Genomic DNA, 13402 nt, shown 5'->3' with positions numbered 1-13402 from the left:
GCAGACAGTACTGGAGTGTCTCTAGAGCGCCAGCAGGTGGTTGTCCCAGGCCAGCTTGCCGGCCGCATTGCCGCGCAGCATGGTCGGCGCCCGGTTTACAACGTCGTAGACCAGAAGCCGGCCCTGCCCTGAGGAGATGAGAAAGCGCCCGTCGCCCCCCGCCGCGGCCACACCGCAGCCGTCGGCAACCGCAAAGCTGGCAAGGTAGCGTTGGTCGGCCAACGCCCAGAAAGTCACCAACCCGCCGCGCGGCGCCGACACGGCGAGGAACGCACCGCTCTCATCCAGCGCGGCGCTGCCGCAGTAATGGCGCATATCCTTCAGGATTGCGGGCGGCGTCTCAGCCAGGGCGATTTCCTCGTCGCCCCGCTGAAAACCGACCAGCGGAACCAGGCGGTTGCGCGGCCCTTCGTTCTGTAACGCCAGACAGACCTGATCGTCTTTTGAAACGGCCAGATGACGGATCGACAACCGATGCAGTTCGGCAGGCAGATCAAAGCTTCGGACCAGCGCAGAGCTGCCGCTGTCTATGTAAGCGAGGTTTGGCGACATGGTGTCGATGTTGAGCTTGCGGCGGCCGCTGTCCGGATGGGTCCGGATGCCGCCGTTGGCCACCACCAGCCGCCGCCCGTCCGACAACAAAGCCAATTCATGAGGCCCCTGTCCGTAGGACGGTATCTCCGCTTCGCGCCGGTAACCGGCCGCCGCGTCGTAGACGCCGATCACGCCCCGGCCGGCCTCAAAATCGTTCTCCGTCGTGAAAAGCCAGCGGCCATCCCGGCTGAAAACGCCGTGGCCATAGAAGTGGCGCGTGGACGGCGCCTCGAACTGCTGCTTCACAACGCCTTCGGCAGCATCGATGACCAGGGCGAAGCGACCGGGACGGCGGGCCAGAACGACCACTTCCCGGGCAACGGCGCGCCAGGCTGCACCGTGACCACGCCCCGGCAGCACAACGGCACGCCGGTTCCCACCGTCGGCGGCAAGGATACGGGCGGCAAAGCGGCCACCGGCCTGCGCACAGGCGCTTACAATCAACCGCTCTGTCGCACGCGCCGAAGCCGCAGAACGCCCGCCCGGTAAAACCAGCGGCAGCCCGAACGCGGCAAGCAGCAGGCCTCGGCGATCAATCCCCGTCAAAACTGTTGAACCCCAGGGGAAGATCAAGAGTCTGAGAGAAAGGCCCGCTTATCAGAGCCAGAAGATCGCGAAGGTCCTGGTGAATCATCGAAACACGTTGCCAGCCACGCGGTTCGGCCAGGACCTCGATCCAGGACGGCGGTAGGGAGGCGAGTCTTTTCTCGACATGGCGAAAAGCTGCCGCAATCTCTACATGCAGCGTCGGTCCACCCGGCTGGCGGCGCAGAAGGGCGGCGAAACCGCCCTGCCCCACGTCCTGATAGAGCGTTCGCGCGGCCGCCAGATTGATCCTGATGTTCCGCAACGAGCGCCCACTGCGCCAGGATTCGGCACGCTTCGGCTTTACCGCCTCTTCAAAATCGCCCAAAACACGCTGGAGCTTGAAGTCCACTATGAGCAGCAGGGCCGAGTGCAGGGACTTGGCCAGTTGCAGTGAAGCCTCCTTGGCATCCAGGTATTCGGCATTGCCCTTGCTGGCATCACGCATCACCGCCGCATAGGCGGAAGGGCCATCGCGCCAATCGGCCAGCAAGGCCGTGGAGATGTCCCGAAGATTGGCCCCGATCCTGACCGCCAGATCGCAGGCAAAGGCATTCTCATTATCCCCCGGCATGTCGAACAGCAAACGTTCCAAAGCCGGAAGCCCCTGGATGGCGACAGATCCCTGGGCAAAGCGCCGCGGCTCCAGATCGCTCTGATCGGCGGCCATCAACAGCTGCGAGAGGCGCCGGCCGATGCTACCGCGCTTGTCCGGCCAGAACTGCATGCGCTCGGCACGCAGGAACAGCTCGCTCGGCCCGAAGCGCAGATGCTGCACGGCCATCCAGGCATCCATCATGACATGGTAGGCTTGCCCGCTTGCCCCGTCGTCGAGACGGCCATCGGCACAGTCCCGCCGCAGAACCCCTTTCAATCCCTCGCCGGCAGCGGCAAGCGCTTCGTAGCGTGGCAAAAGGTAGTCTTCGATCGCCGCCTCATTGAAGCTGGCAAAATCGTCTACTTCAGCGACCGTCGGCGCGGCCGTCACCGGCCCTGGCGCCAGCGCCAGGCCGATCCAGACAAAAACCCCAAAGCGTCGGTCGCGCGACTTCATGACAATCCTACCCCCCAAGCATCCTACAGCGATTTCAAGAAAGTCAGAAGGGCTTCCCTTTTCGCTTTCGTCAGGGCTTGCACCCTGTTCTTTGCCGCCTCTGCCTCTCCGCCATGCCAAAGAATTGCCTCCAGAAGACTGCGCGCACGGCCGTCGTGCAGGAACTGGCTGTGGCCGTTGACTGTTTCCGTCAGACCGATACCCCAGAGTGGCGGCGTCCGCCACTCGCGCCCGGAGGCCCGGCCCTCCGGCCTGTCATCCGCAAGACCCTCCCCCATATCGTGCAACAACAGATCGCTATAAGGCCAGATCAGTTGGAACGACTGCTCAGGGCCACGACTGTCGCGCCGGGTCACATACTTCGGCCGATGGCAGGCAATGCATCCGGCCTCATAAAACACCCGCTTGCCCTCAAGAACCTGAGGGTTCCCAGGCTCGCGCCGGGCCGGGACCGCCAGATTGCGGCTGTAGAAGGTGATCAGGCGCAGCATCTCCGCGGACGCTTCCAGGCCATCGTGCAGTGCCGAGTTGCCATGGGGCGCTTCCAGGCAGGCTGTCTGGCGCGCCGTGCAGTCGCCGGCCGGCGCAGGCGCCAGGGGCGCGGAGATGCCGATGTCGCCGTTGATGGCATGGGATGACTGCTGCAGCAGGCTCGGCTCACCCGCCTTCCAGCCGAAACGCCCCAAGGTGGCTTTGTCGATTTCCGCGTCCCAGACCCGATTGGCACGCCCCGATATGCCGTCACCATCAGCATCCTCCGGATCGGCCCAGGCAAGGATGTCGCGCTCATCCACCGCTTCCAGAAGGCCGAGGCCGATCATCGGCGGCGCCACCCGCGGCGACATCATGACGTCGGGATGCAGCGGGCCATAACCCAGGTGGGTGATGCTGTAGCTTGGCTTGCGCAGGCTGACCACCTCGCCATCGGCCAGGGTGACCGTCCGTTCCTCATAACGGATGCGCATCTTGCCCTCGGCGTCGTGGCCCTTGATCGCCAGGTCCTGCAACTGGCCACCGTAAGTCGGCTCCGGAATGACGTTCCGGCGATGACTGGCCAGGGCCTCACGCTCGGCTTCGGTCCCGGCCGGCACACTCAGGCGCAGGAACATGGACACGGCGGAATCGTCCGGCCAGTTGGCGGCCGGCGGATGTCCACGGCCATCCTTCAAATGGCAACGCTGGCAGGAACGTGCGTTGAACAAAGGGCCCAGCCCGTCGGCCGAGGTGGTAGACGACGGCGACGATACCCAGAGCCGGCGAAACAGGGCGTTGCCGAGCTTGAAATCAAGCTCGCGCTCGAAACTGATATTGCCCGAACTCTGCGAGAAGGCATTCGCATCGAGGGTCTTTTTTTTCGACGTCGCGGCCCCGCCGGAAAGGGCCTCAAAAGGCTCTGCCCCGGTGAAATCATCGGCCGGGCGGATGACCGCCGCAATCCTTGCGGCCTCTTCAGGCGTTGGGCCGGCAACCGAAGTTGCCGGCCCAAGGACAGCCAGGGTAAGGGCCAGAACGGCCCGGAAACGAGTGATCATCGCTAACTTCAGACTGTGATTCGTATCGCGCTGTCAAATAACAGAACAGGTCCTCTCCGGCTATTCTCCGATCACTGGAAAATAGCCGTGGGATTGTCGAGGCTGTCGGAGCCTTCAAAATCGATCTGGCCCAGGCTCAGTACCGCCACGGCCCGTTCGATGGGCCGCGTCTGCGCCGTCAGGGATTGAACCACCGTCTCAACCACCGCATTGCCGGCGGCATTACCCTCACCGATCATCTGATCGTAGGCCTCGCCGCCCTCGGCACGGTCGACCATGGCCTGCATGGCGCGCCTGCTGGCCTCCAGCTTCGACTGCAGGTCGTTGTCGACAGCGGCGTCCTTCGCCGCCACAAGGCCGGACAGGCTCGCCCCCGAGACAACGGAACCATCGATCCGCCGATAGCTGCCGCGATAGACGTTGATGATACCGAGCTGGTTGTAGAAGTGGGAGTTGTGGGTGTTGTCGCTGAAACAGTCGTGCTCTTCCTCGGGGTCGTGCAGCATAAGGCCGAGTTTGATCCGCTCGCCCGCCAGCTCGCCGTAAGACAGCGAGCCCATACCGGTCAGAATGGTTGAAATGCCGGCGTCGGCATTGCCGGTCAGAAGCCCCTTGCGCGCCGCGCCATCGGGTGCCCAAAGCGCGGTCATCTCCATCAGGTCGTCGATCAGCAGATTGGTCGCCGCCTTCAGATAGGCAGCGCGGCGGTCGCAGTTGCCATTGGTGCAGGCCGCTGTGCTGAAGTCGCTGGCCGGGCGCTGGCCGGCCCCCGGACCCGTGCCGTTCAGGTCCTGTCCCCAGAGCAGGAACTCGATGGCGTGGTAGCCGGTGGAAACATTGGCTTCGACTTCCTCGGCTTCATGCAGAACATCGGACAGCAGCGTCTTGGTGATCACCGATGCATCGACGCGCGCGCCGTTTACGGTCAGCGACTTGTTGGCAATCACGTTGGCGGTGTAGATCGGGTTCTCGTCCGACTCGGCGCCGTAGAGGCCGCTGTCGACGTAGTCGATCAGGCCCTCGTCCAGCGGCCAGGCGTTCACTTTGCCCTCCCAGTCATCGACCACGGCGTTGCCGAAGCGATAAACCTCGGTCTGCTGATAGGGAACCCGCGCCGCGACCCAGGCCTCGCGGGCCGCTGTCAGCTTGGCCTCGCTGGGATTGGCGATCAGGGCATCGACCGCGCCCTGCAGGGCCTTCGCGGTGATCAGCGAATCTTCGTAACCCGCATGGGCAATCGCCGTGTAGGTCTCCAGCACCGCAAGCTTGTCGGCGTCCGCCGCCAGGGCGGTCGCAGGTAACAGGGCCAACCCCGCTGCCACCGCGAGCTTTCCAATCGCATTCATCAGTCTCTAACCCCTCTTAAGGAATAATCCCGCAGCAATCCGCCCTCTGTACAAACCAAAGACGCAAATGCCTCTCAATCGCGATCTTACAGCTCAAACCGCAATTGACAATCATTATCATTCTCACCATATTTGGTATCGGAGGTGCTGATGTACGTGTGTCTGTGCAACGGCTATCGCGACGGCGATATACGGGAAATGGCGGAGTCCGGCGTCCGCTGCGCGCGGGAGGCCTATATGGCCCTGGGCAGTGGGCCTCGTTGCGGCGCCTGCCTGCCCTGCGCGCAGGACATTGTCGACGCTGTCCACAGCCCCGAGAAGCCGGCGCATGAGATCCAGGCGCCCGAGTTCCTGGCGGCAGAGTAAAGGGGCCGGAAAGATGCACCTCTGGGGCAACCTACCCGATGGCCAATTGGTTGCCGTTCTGCAGTGGTTTTACAATCGGCGCCAAGTCAGGAAGCGTAAAACTGCCGGTCTGCCCACCGCCTCAGACCGCAAGCGCGATCAATCCGGCGACAAGTCTACAGCCCGGCTCGACAGGACTAAAACCTGAAGACGGCCGGACGCCGTTGCCCGCCTCCGGCAAATTCCGATTGATGCCGTCAGGAGCCGCCGCCGTGCCCGCTCTGATGCTGCACAAAGTTCTCCAGCCCCATCTTGTCGATCAGGCCCAGGTTGGTTTCCAGCCAATCGACGTGCTCTTCCTCTGAATCCAGAATGTCGACGAAAAGCTCCCGGGAGACATAATCGTTCACCGACTCGCAGTGGGCGACGGCGTCACGAAGATCGGGGATGGCCATCATCTCAAGCTTGAGATCGCACTCCATGACCTCCTTGACGTTCTCACCGATCATCAGCTTGCCCAGATCCTGAAGGTTCGGCAGGCCCTCCAGAAACAGGATCCGCTCGATCAGCTGATCGGCGTGCTTCATTTCGTCGATGGATTCTTCGTACTCGTGCTCGGCCAGACGGGTGACGCCCCAGTCCTTCAGCATGCGCGAATGCAGGAAGTACTGGTTGATCGCGGTCAGTTCGTTTTTCAGCACCTTGTTCAGGTGCTCGATGACGCCCTTGTCGCCCTTCATCGGCTGATCTCTCCTCGAATCGATGTCTTTGTTCAGTGGCGCATCCTAGTCTGACGTGGTTCGCAGTGGCTAGGAATCAATACTGCAAACGACACACAGCCACGAAAAAACTCAGGTCAGTTTTCTGTGTCGGGCTGGCGGTCGGGTGCCGCTTCGACAAAAGCGGATATTTCCATGCAGGCCTCATGGATCCGCCGGATGGTCGGATAGGGCGTCATGTCGCAGTCAAAGCGCCGCCCGTTGACGACCTGGGGCACCAGGCAGAGATCGGCCAAGCCGGGGCTGTCGCCGTGACAGAAGCGGCCGGTCTGCGGCTCATCGGCGAGGCGCTGCTCCAGCGCCGCGAATTCAACCGCCACCCAATGACGAAACCATTCCCCCTGGACTTTCCGGTCCTGGCCCAGGGGCCCGACCAGGTAGTTCAGGACCCGCAGGTTGTTCAGCGGATGGATGTCGCAGGCAACCGCATAGGCCAGGCTGCGCACCCGCGCCCGCTCCAGCGGGCCCTGCGGCAACAGCGGCGGTTCCGGGTAGGCTTCGTCCAGGTATTCCAAAATCGCCATGGACTGGGGCAGCAGGGCGCCGGTTTCGACACCCTCGCCGTCGAGCTCGAGCGTCGGCACCAAACCCTGCGGGTTGATCGAGAGATAGCTCTCGCCGCGCTGTTCGCCTTCGCGCAGGTGGTAGGAGACGTATTCGTAAGGCAGCCCCTTCAGGGCGAGCGCTATGCGAACGCGGTAGGAGGTCGAGCTTCGAAAGTAGTTGTGCAGTTTCATGCCGACTCCCGCAGTTTGGCCTGCTTCCTGGCGGCCCGGGCCCCGCTGTCGCGAATATCTTTTGATCCGCGGGCGGCTCATTGTATGTCATTCCTTCAGGGTGCCCACAAGGCACGGCGAAAAAGACTACCGCCCTGCGCAAGGACAAGCGCTGCCCGGCTTGGGCATAAGGGGCGATCAGGGAGGTCTCGAGATGCTGCACATCAACCGTCTTCTGCGCTGTCTGGCGCTGCCGCTGGCCCTGCTGGCCGGCACCATGGTCACAGGGCCTGCGACAGCCCAGGAAGTTACGCTGCGCATCCACCACTTCCTGCCGCCCCCTTCGACGACCCACAAAGACTTCATCGCGCCCTGGGCGGCAAAAGTCGAAGCCGAGTCCCAGGGCCGCATCAGCATTGAGATCTATCCGGCCATGCAGCTTGGCGGCAAACCGCCGCAGCTTTTCGATCAGGCCCGCGACGGCGTGGTGGACATCGTCTGGACGCTGCCGGGTTATACCGCCGGGCGCTTCCCGACGATGGAGGTCTTCGAACTGCCGTTCATGGCCGCCTCCGCCGAAGCGACCAGCCAGGCCGCTCATGCATTCTACGAGAAGCACGCGCGCGAGGAGTTCAAGGACATCCACCCCTTGATGTTCCACGTCCATGCCCCGGGCAGCTTTCACATGCGCGGCAAAGAGGTGCGCAACCTGGAAGACCTGAAGGGCCTGAAAGTCCGGGCCCCCACCCGCATGACCAACATCGCGCTCAAGAACCTGGGCGCCACCCCGGTCGGCATGCCGGTTCCGGCGGTTCCGGAGGCCCTGTCGAAAGGGGTCGTCGAAGGCGCCCTCCTGCCTTTCGAAGTCACCCGCCCGCTGAAGGTCCATGAACTGACCCAGAGCCATACCGAGATCGGCGGCGACCGCGGGCTTTACACCGCCGTGTTCCTCTTTGCCATGAACAAAGCCAGATATGAGTCGCTGCCCGACGACCTGCGCCAGGTGATCGACAACAATTCCGGTATTCCCCTGGCCAAGCAGATCGGCCAAGTCTGGGATGAGGCCGAAGCGCCGGGCCGCGAGGCCGCTGCCCAGCTCGGCGACAGCTTCCACACCATCGAGGGCGAGGAACTGGCCCGTTGGCAGGCGGCAACCGCCCCGGTCGTCGATGCCTGGATGGCCGAAATGAAGAAGTCCGGTAAGGACGGCCAGGCGCTGTTGGACGAGGCCCGCGCCCTGGTCGCCGGGTACAGCGCGCAGTAGCTGCCTGCTTCACCAGGTCAGTCGCTTGACTGCTTCGCGGTGCCCTTCTCTCCCACCGGGGGGACAAGGTTTTTCCGCCTCCGCTGGTTCCCCCTCTCTCTTGATGGGAGAGGGCCGGGGTGAGGGTGACTCTCGCAAGCGAAGATTATCAGCCAGACTTTGAGGGGAAGGCGGCATCGGCGCAGAAGCCCCCTCACCCTCCCGCTGACGCGGGATGCTTACCCCCCTCACCCTCCCGCTGACGCGGGATGCTTACCCCCCTCACCCTCCCGCTGACGCGGGGCCCTCCCTCTCCCACGAGGGGAGAGGGGATTCCAGCGGCGGCGCATCACCCAGTCTCCCCCCTCCCTCTTGGCGGAAAAGCTCAACTCCCGATACCGCAGCCCTGCAATCCCCCTCTCCCTCGATGGGAGAGGGCCGGGGTGAGGGTGATTCCCGCCGCTGTCCGGCCGCTCCAAAAGGGGGCCGTGACATCGCCGCCCGCCCACCTATATCTTCTCGGGAGCCTTGCCCCCCAACCCGGCCACACCGGCTCGCCCGGCCCCGCCCCCGAAAGAGAGCCCCGCCCCTATGGATTCCGTTACCCAGTTCGCGCTCGGCGCGACCATCGGCGCCGCCGTGCTCGGCAAACGCATGGGGCCCTGGAAGGCCGCGGTGACCGGGGGGCTGCTGGGCACCCTGCCCGACATGGACGTGCTCTATCCCTTCGACGACCCGATCGATTCCTTCACCCTGCACCGCGGGCCGAGCCATTCGTTTTTCATCCAGGCCCTGGTGACGCCGCTGTTCGGCGAGGCCCTCGTCCGCCTCTTCGAGACGCTGAAGAACCAGCGCCTGCGCACCTACCTCGCGGTCTATCTGATCTTCGTCACCCACGCGCTGATCGACGCGCTGACGGTCTACGGCACCCGGGTGTTCTGGCCGATCCTGCCCGACCCCGTGGGCACCGGATCGATCTTCATCATCGACCCCCTCTATACCCTGCCGCTGCTGATCGTCATGGTCTGGGCCTTCTGCCTGCGCTCCTGGTCGTCGGGTTTCGGCCGGGCGCTGACCGGCGCCCTCATCTTCTCCACGGCCTATCTCGGCTGGGGGCTGGCGGCGCAGCAGGTGGTGCAGGCCCGGGCCGCGACCCTGCTGTCCCAAGCCGGCATCTACCCCGAGCGCCTGCTGGGCAGCCCGACGCCCTTCAACACCCTGCTGTGGAAGGTGATCGCGGTGGACGGCCAGGGCAACGAGGGGCGCTACATCAACCTCTACATCCCCCTGCTGGGCGGGCAGGACAGCATCACCGCCTATGTGCACCCGCGCGGGACCGAGGGCCTTGGGCGCCTGGGCTGCCTGGAGGCCCTGGCGGGTTCGGGCGAGGCATCGGAGGGCGGCGAAGCGTCACAAGGCGGGGCCGTGGCCCTCGCCAAGCTCGCCGAATTCAGCGACGGCTTTTACCGCATCGAGGAAAGCGGCGGCGAGATCCACGTCGCCGACCTGCGCATGGGGATGACGCCCAACTACGTCTTCCGCTTCGCCATCGCCCGCGAGACACCAGCGGGCCTCGCCCCCACAGCACCCGAGCGCCGCCCCAGCGAACGCAGCGCCGAAGGCGACCTCGACTGGCTGCAAGCCAACCTGACCGGCACCCCGATGGTGAGGACTGCGGAAGCGGCGGCGCTGGCGGACCTCAGCGGCCCGGTGATGGTGGCGGAAGCGGAGAGCGTGGCGGCGGGGTGTTGAGGGGTAGATCACGGCAATCTGAGCAACTTTCGAAGCAGCGGGCACTGACTGATCCAGAATTTCAGCGCTGAGCAGAGAAATGGGGATCATCGTCCGTGGACTCATGGTCCGCATTTAGCAGATCTTCGGGACTGTGAATAAAGCAGTTCTCAGTGTTCTTGGCCGACGCATACGACAGAAACGTACGCAAAATGGCTGGACCCAAGAAGACCTAGCAGAAAATGCAGGTATCGATCGCTCATATATCGGCGGCGTGGAGCGTGGAGAGCGTAATCTCACCTTTACAGTGCTTTGCCAGATTTGTGAGGCGCTCGAGTGTGACTTGGCTGAGCTGACTTCAGGTATCCCAGGTAACCTGGAATGAAGTGGCTACGCACCCTTATCCTGTTCGATCACGGGGATATTTCCTCTTCCGCTGACTGGCATACCATTCACGCCAGCTACAAAAATTCAATTGAAAGTATCGATCACCCTCTGGGAACCGGCGCTTTGAAACTACGGCGCAAAATGAAGGACGCAGATGGCAAGTGGAAGCGTAACGGCGTCAAATATTTGAAAGAACGCTTTTTCGACCACATGACCAGGGCTGAAAGCTGGGAACCTGAAGCCGCTGTAAAGTTCGAACAGAAGCGTCTTCAGCCTTCAATTACACTGTACCCATCGGGAGAAGAGTACCACCCAGAGAAAGCGTCAAGCTTTGGTGGGTTTGATTTCGTCACGCATACCGACGCCGGCGTTCAAGTGGCTATCGAATGGGAGACCGGGAACATTTCGTCAAGCCACCGAAGCTTAAATAAGCTGACAATCGCGTTGCAGAACGGCGCTATCCAGGTGGGCGTTTTGATTGTTCCTAGCCGACCGCTATACAGGCATCTAACGGATCGCATTGGGAACATAGATGAGCTTTCCGGCTATTTGCGGTTTTGGGCCGAACTGAAAGCGACCACAGACCGCGGCTTGCTTGCGATTACCGTTGTCGAGCATGATGAACTCACAGACGACCCTAAACACCAGTATTTGCCTTCTGGCTTGGATGGGCGCGCTCGCGAGGGCCGCGCTAAGCGCCGTTAAATAGACAGACTGCCCTGTGGCTCATCACAAGCGCACGATGGCTTGCCATTTGCGTCCACACGATAATCCCGAGACAAAGGCAATCCGGATTTACGCCGACGCTTAATATCAGCTTCGGTAAAGAGGACGTTCTTATTTGAGTGGATTTCCTTAAGGTGATTTGCATCAGCATCAATGTCGGCAAATCGATCGATAATATCTGAGCAATCCAGTTCAGAGCCTATCCAGCGTCGACCGTTGAGTTCCGCCGCAACATAGGTGGTTCCCGATCCGCCAAACGGGTCTAGCACGAGAGACCCTGGATCTGAAGCTATACTCACAACGCGATCCATTAGTTTCAACGCAAGCCCGTTCGCCGCACGTTTCTTGTATTTGGCGTGACGCACCGGCGGGATATCAACCCATACGTCGGATAAGCTGACACCCTTTGGGTTCATCTTGTTCTTGTATCCACCATAATCCTTTAGCTCGCCGCCACAATGTCGGCAACAAGGCATGGGTAACCTGTCCGGATGAAAAATAGCCGGGCGCTTCCCCTTAATAAAATAGAGCAATGAATAGTGTGATGGGTAAAGCCTACCTGTGATGGGTAGGGAGTACTTGATATCAACTGTAATCCAATGCCGGAAAGTGAGCTTCTCACCAACGTACGCACCCAGCGGCAAATTCCACTTTGGCAGATTCCAGAGAAATAGCGCGCCGCCTGGCTTCAGCAACCGAATTATCTCGTCGATCCACCGACGACTCCAATCTAGGTAGTCCTCGCTAGCGCGGGCGTCATTAATTTTCGACGCATATTGTTTTCCAAGATTGAAAGGCGGGTCTGCGAAAGCAAGGTCGACCGACTCATCTTCTAGGTTACGCATCATATCGAAACAGTCTGCTTCGTATAATTGCCCTAGCTCTGTTGAATGAATGGGTATCATAGTCATCTTTTTTCAGTTTTTGACCGCCAATGCAAGAGAAACATTTTTGCGTGGACTTGTTAGCTCTCGCGTCGAATCCGACTAGACCACTTAAACGATGATGCACATCTCAGTAGCACGATCCAGTCCTGTTCACACAACTGCTATCCTTATCTACGCACGAGGAAAACATGTGCCTTTTCATTCGCTCCACGAAGCTCTCGAGACTTCGCTAATCGGGTTCAAGTTGCTGGTTAGATGAGAAAGGGTCGATTCGCAGAGTGAACAGGTTTAATGCGCGCTGCGCTTTGCTTCTTCAGATCGACGTACTCTGTCCCCTACTTCCGCGTTCTCAAGCCCGGGCCGCCGCCGTTTTCGGGGAGGAAGAGGATGCCGGCTTTTTCCAGGGTGGTTTGGAGTTTTTGGAGGGTGTCCAGGCGGATGGCCAGGGGGCCGCTGCCGTTCTCAAGACGAAAGATGCTGCTGAGGGAAACGCCGCTGTGGTCGGCGAGGTCTTGCTGCGACCAGTCCAGCATGGCGCGGGCGGCGCGCAGTTGTTCTTTGGTGGTGAGGCTCATGGGTGATTGAGTGACCGAAAATTCTTCACTAACGACAATTTTTTCGCTGGAAACGCTGATTGCATAAGCGTATGGTAGCATTTCAACCTCCGGGCGCAAGCTGTGCCCGGGGCCGAGCGGCACGAGGGGGTGCTGGAACACCCGCCCCGCGCCTGACCGCAACCCGACTGCACTAGGAGTCAGGTCATGGCTATCAGCAGCTTTACCACGGATTCGCCCCCTTCCAGCAACGATCAACCCGCCGAAACGCCTGGGGAATCCGGGCCGGCCGCGCCGGGCCTCGGCATAACCCTTTCCCGCCGCACCCTGCTGGCCGCCGCCGCCGCCCTGCCGGCCCTGGGGCTGGCCCTGCCGGCCCTCGCCGCCCTGGCCGCGCCCCCTGCCGATGCGGGGCTGCCCAACCCCGACGCCGAGCTGTTCCGCCGTATCGCGGTGGCCCTGGAGCGGCGCAAGGTCTACGCCCGCGCCCGGCGCCTGCGCCAGCGCCTCCACGACATCCGCGATGCCCGCAGGGGCTACGACACCTCCCACATGCTGCCGGCACCCTGGCGCGAACCGCTCGGCCCCGGCGACCGGGACGCATGGCTTCACGACCGCGACCTCTTCTACCGCTATGGCGAGGCGGTGCGCGAGGCCGTCGCCGTCCCGGCGCGCACGGTCGCCGGGCTGTACGCCAAGCTCGATCTCGCCGTCGTCGCCGCGCGGCGCGGCACCGGGCGCATCTACATGTACGAAGACCGCGAGTGGCTGGAGGCCGCCCTGGAAGACCTGAGGGGGCTGGCGGCGGGGTAAGGCGCGGCGGGGGCTTCCCCCTCACCCTCCCGCTGCGCGGGGCCCTCCCTCTCCCGCGGAGGGGAGAGGGTAAGTAGGAGTCGCTGCCCTCCCTCTCCGCTCAAACCGCC

Annotated in this window: 14 protein-coding genes; 6 read left to right on the top strand and 8 right to left on the bottom strand. The window is 62.3% G+C overall.

Features of this window, described 5'->3' with window-relative positions:
• Positions 1-21: 21 nt before the first annotated feature.
• The 4 genes from HBA54_RS15935 to HBA54_RS15920 all read right to left on the bottom strand — a co-directional run bounded on the left by HBA54_RS15935 (position 22) and on the right by HBA54_RS15920 (position 5111).
• Entirely contained in the window at positions 22-1140 is a 1119-nt protein-coding gene (locus tag HBA54_RS15935) for a DUF1513 domain-containing protein (RefSeq protein WP_167226368.1), read from the bottom strand.
• Entirely contained in the window at positions 1127-2233 is a 1107-nt protein-coding gene (locus HBA54_RS15930) for an imelysin family protein (protein ID WP_167226366.1), read from the bottom strand. The genes HBA54_RS15935 and HBA54_RS15930 overlap by 14 nt, the downstream gene beginning before the upstream one ends.
• A 23-nt stretch (positions 2234-2256) precedes the next feature.
• Entirely contained in the window at positions 2257-3765 is a 1509-nt protein-coding gene (locus HBA54_RS15925) for a di-heme oxidoreductase family protein (protein WP_167226364.1), read from the bottom strand.
• A gap of 71 nt (positions 3766-3836) precedes the next feature.
• Positions 3837-5111 carry an imelysin family protein gene (locus HBA54_RS15920; RefSeq protein WP_167226362.1) on the bottom strand — a complete coding sequence of 425 codons (1275 nt, stop codon included), beginning with the start codon at positions 5109-5111 and terminating at the stop codon, positions 3837-3839.
• 150 nt (positions 5112-5261) lie between these two features.
• Between HBA54_RS15920 and HBA54_RS15915 the strand changes: the two genes are divergently transcribed.
• Positions 5262-5477 carry a (2Fe-2S)-binding protein gene (locus tag HBA54_RS15915; RefSeq protein WP_167226360.1) on the top strand — a complete coding sequence of 72 codons (216 nt, stop codon included), beginning with the start codon at positions 5262-5264 and terminating at the stop codon, positions 5475-5477.
• Positions 5478-5713: 236 nt separating this feature from the next.
• On the opposite strand, the gene bfr is transcribed toward HBA54_RS15915, so the two are convergent.
• Positions 5714-6196 (bottom strand): bacterioferritin, encoded by a 483-nt coding sequence (gene bfr, locus HBA54_RS15910; RefSeq protein ID WP_167226358.1) that lies wholly within the window; start codon positions 6194-6196, stop codon positions 5714-5716.
• Between the two features lie 116 nt (positions 6197-6312).
• Positions 6313-6972: a maleylacetoacetate isomerase gene (maiA, locus tag HBA54_RS15905; RefSeq protein ID WP_167226356.1), complete on the bottom strand. Its 660-nt coding sequence runs from the start codon at positions 6970-6972 to the stop codon at positions 6313-6315.
• A 193-nt stretch (positions 6973-7165) separates the two neighbouring features.
• Here maiA and HBA54_RS15900 point away from each other — a divergent pair, with 193 nt between their 5' ends.
• From HBA54_RS15900 to HBA54_RS15885, 4 genes are all read left to right on the top strand, one after another.
• Positions 7166-8215, top strand: coding sequence for a TRAP transporter substrate-binding protein (locus tag HBA54_RS15900; RefSeq protein WP_167226354.1), 1050 nt, complete (start codon positions 7166-7168; stop codon positions 8213-8215).
• A gap of 570 nt (positions 8216-8785) precedes the next feature.
• The gene (locus HBA54_RS15895) at positions 8786-9946 is read left to right on the top strand and encodes a metal-dependent hydrolase (protein WP_167226352.1); all 1161 of its coding nucleotides are present in this window, start codon (positions 8786-8788) and stop codon (positions 9944-9946) included.
• A gap of 133 nt (positions 9947-10079) precedes the next feature.
• Entirely contained in the window at positions 10080-10310 is a 231-nt protein-coding gene (locus HBA54_RS15890) for a helix-turn-helix domain-containing protein (RefSeq protein ID WP_167226350.1), read from the top strand.
• Entirely contained in the window at positions 10307-11017 is a 711-nt protein-coding gene (locus HBA54_RS15885) for a BglII/BstYI family type II restriction endonuclease (RefSeq protein ID WP_167226348.1), read from the top strand. The genes HBA54_RS15890 and HBA54_RS15885 overlap by 4 nt, the downstream gene beginning before the upstream one ends.
• On the opposite strand, the gene HBA54_RS15880 is transcribed toward HBA54_RS15885, so the two are convergent.
• On the bottom strand, positions 11014-11886 hold the full coding sequence (locus tag HBA54_RS15880) for a DNA-methyltransferase (protein WP_205944700.1): 873 nt from the start codon (positions 11884-11886) through the stop codon (positions 11014-11016). The two genes, HBA54_RS15885 and HBA54_RS15880, sit on opposite strands and share 4 nt — an antisense overlap.
• Positions 11887-12260: 374 nt before the next feature.
• The gene (locus tag HBA54_RS29680; protein ID WP_205944699.1) at positions 12261-12641 is read right to left on the bottom strand and encodes a helix-turn-helix domain-containing protein; all 381 of its coding nucleotides are present in this window, start codon (positions 12639-12641) and stop codon (positions 12261-12263) included.
• 45 nt (positions 12642-12686) lie between these two features.
• Here HBA54_RS29680 and HBA54_RS15870 point away from each other — a divergent pair, with 45 nt between their 5' ends.
• Positions 12687-13292 (top strand): hypothetical protein, encoded by a 606-nt coding sequence (locus HBA54_RS15870; RefSeq protein ID WP_167226344.1) that lies wholly within the window; start codon positions 12687-12689, stop codon positions 13290-13292.
• Positions 13293-13402: the final 110 nt, after the last annotated feature.

It is taken from the genome of Pelagibius litoralis (assembly GCF_011683915.1).
GTDB lineage: Bacteria > Pseudomonadota > Alphaproteobacteria > Kiloniellales > Kiloniellaceae > Pelagibius > Pelagibius litoralis.
This window is presented reverse-complemented; position numbering and strand designations above follow the sequence as displayed.

Coding starts and splice junctions, on each gene's coding strand:
- HBA54_RS15930 (WP_167226366.1), bottom strand. CDS start 2,233: ATGAAGTCGCGCGACCGACGCTTTGGGGTTTTTGTCTGGATCGGCCTG.
- HBA54_RS15925 (WP_167226364.1), bottom strand. CDS start 3,765: ATGATCACTCGTTTCCGGGCCGTTCTGGCCCTTACCCTGGCTGTCCTT.
- HBA54_RS15920 (WP_167226362.1), bottom strand. CDS start 5,111: ATGAATGCGATTGGAAAGCTCGCGGTGGCAGCGGGGTTGGCCCTGTTA.
- HBA54_RS15915 (WP_167226360.1), top strand. CDS start 5,262: ATGTACGTGTGTCTGTGCAACGGCTATCGCGACGGCGATATACGGGAA.
- bfr (WP_167226358.1), bottom strand. CDS start 6,196: ATGAAGGGCGACAAGGGCGTCATCGAGCACCTGAACAAGGTGCTGAAA.
- maiA (WP_167226356.1), bottom strand. CDS start 6,972: ATGAAACTGCACAACTACTTTCGAAGCTCGACCTCCTACCGCGTTCGC.
- HBA54_RS15900 (WP_167226354.1), top strand. CDS start 7,166: ATGCTGCACATCAACCGTCTTCTGCGCTGTCTGGCGCTGCCGCTGGCC.
- HBA54_RS15895 (WP_167226352.1), top strand. CDS start 8,786: ATGGATTCCGTTACCCAGTTCGCGCTCGGCGCGACCATCGGCGCCGCC.
- HBA54_RS15885 (WP_167226348.1), top strand. CDS start 10,307: ATGAAGTGGCTACGCACCCTTATCCTGTTCGATCACGGGGATATTTCC.
- HBA54_RS15880 (WP_205944700.1), bottom strand. CDS start 11,886: ATGATGCGTAACCTAGAAGATGAGTCGGTCGACCTTGCTTTCGCAGAC.
- HBA54_RS15870 (WP_167226344.1), top strand. CDS start 12,687: ATGGCTATCAGCAGCTTTACCACGGATTCGCCCCCTTCCAGCAACGAT.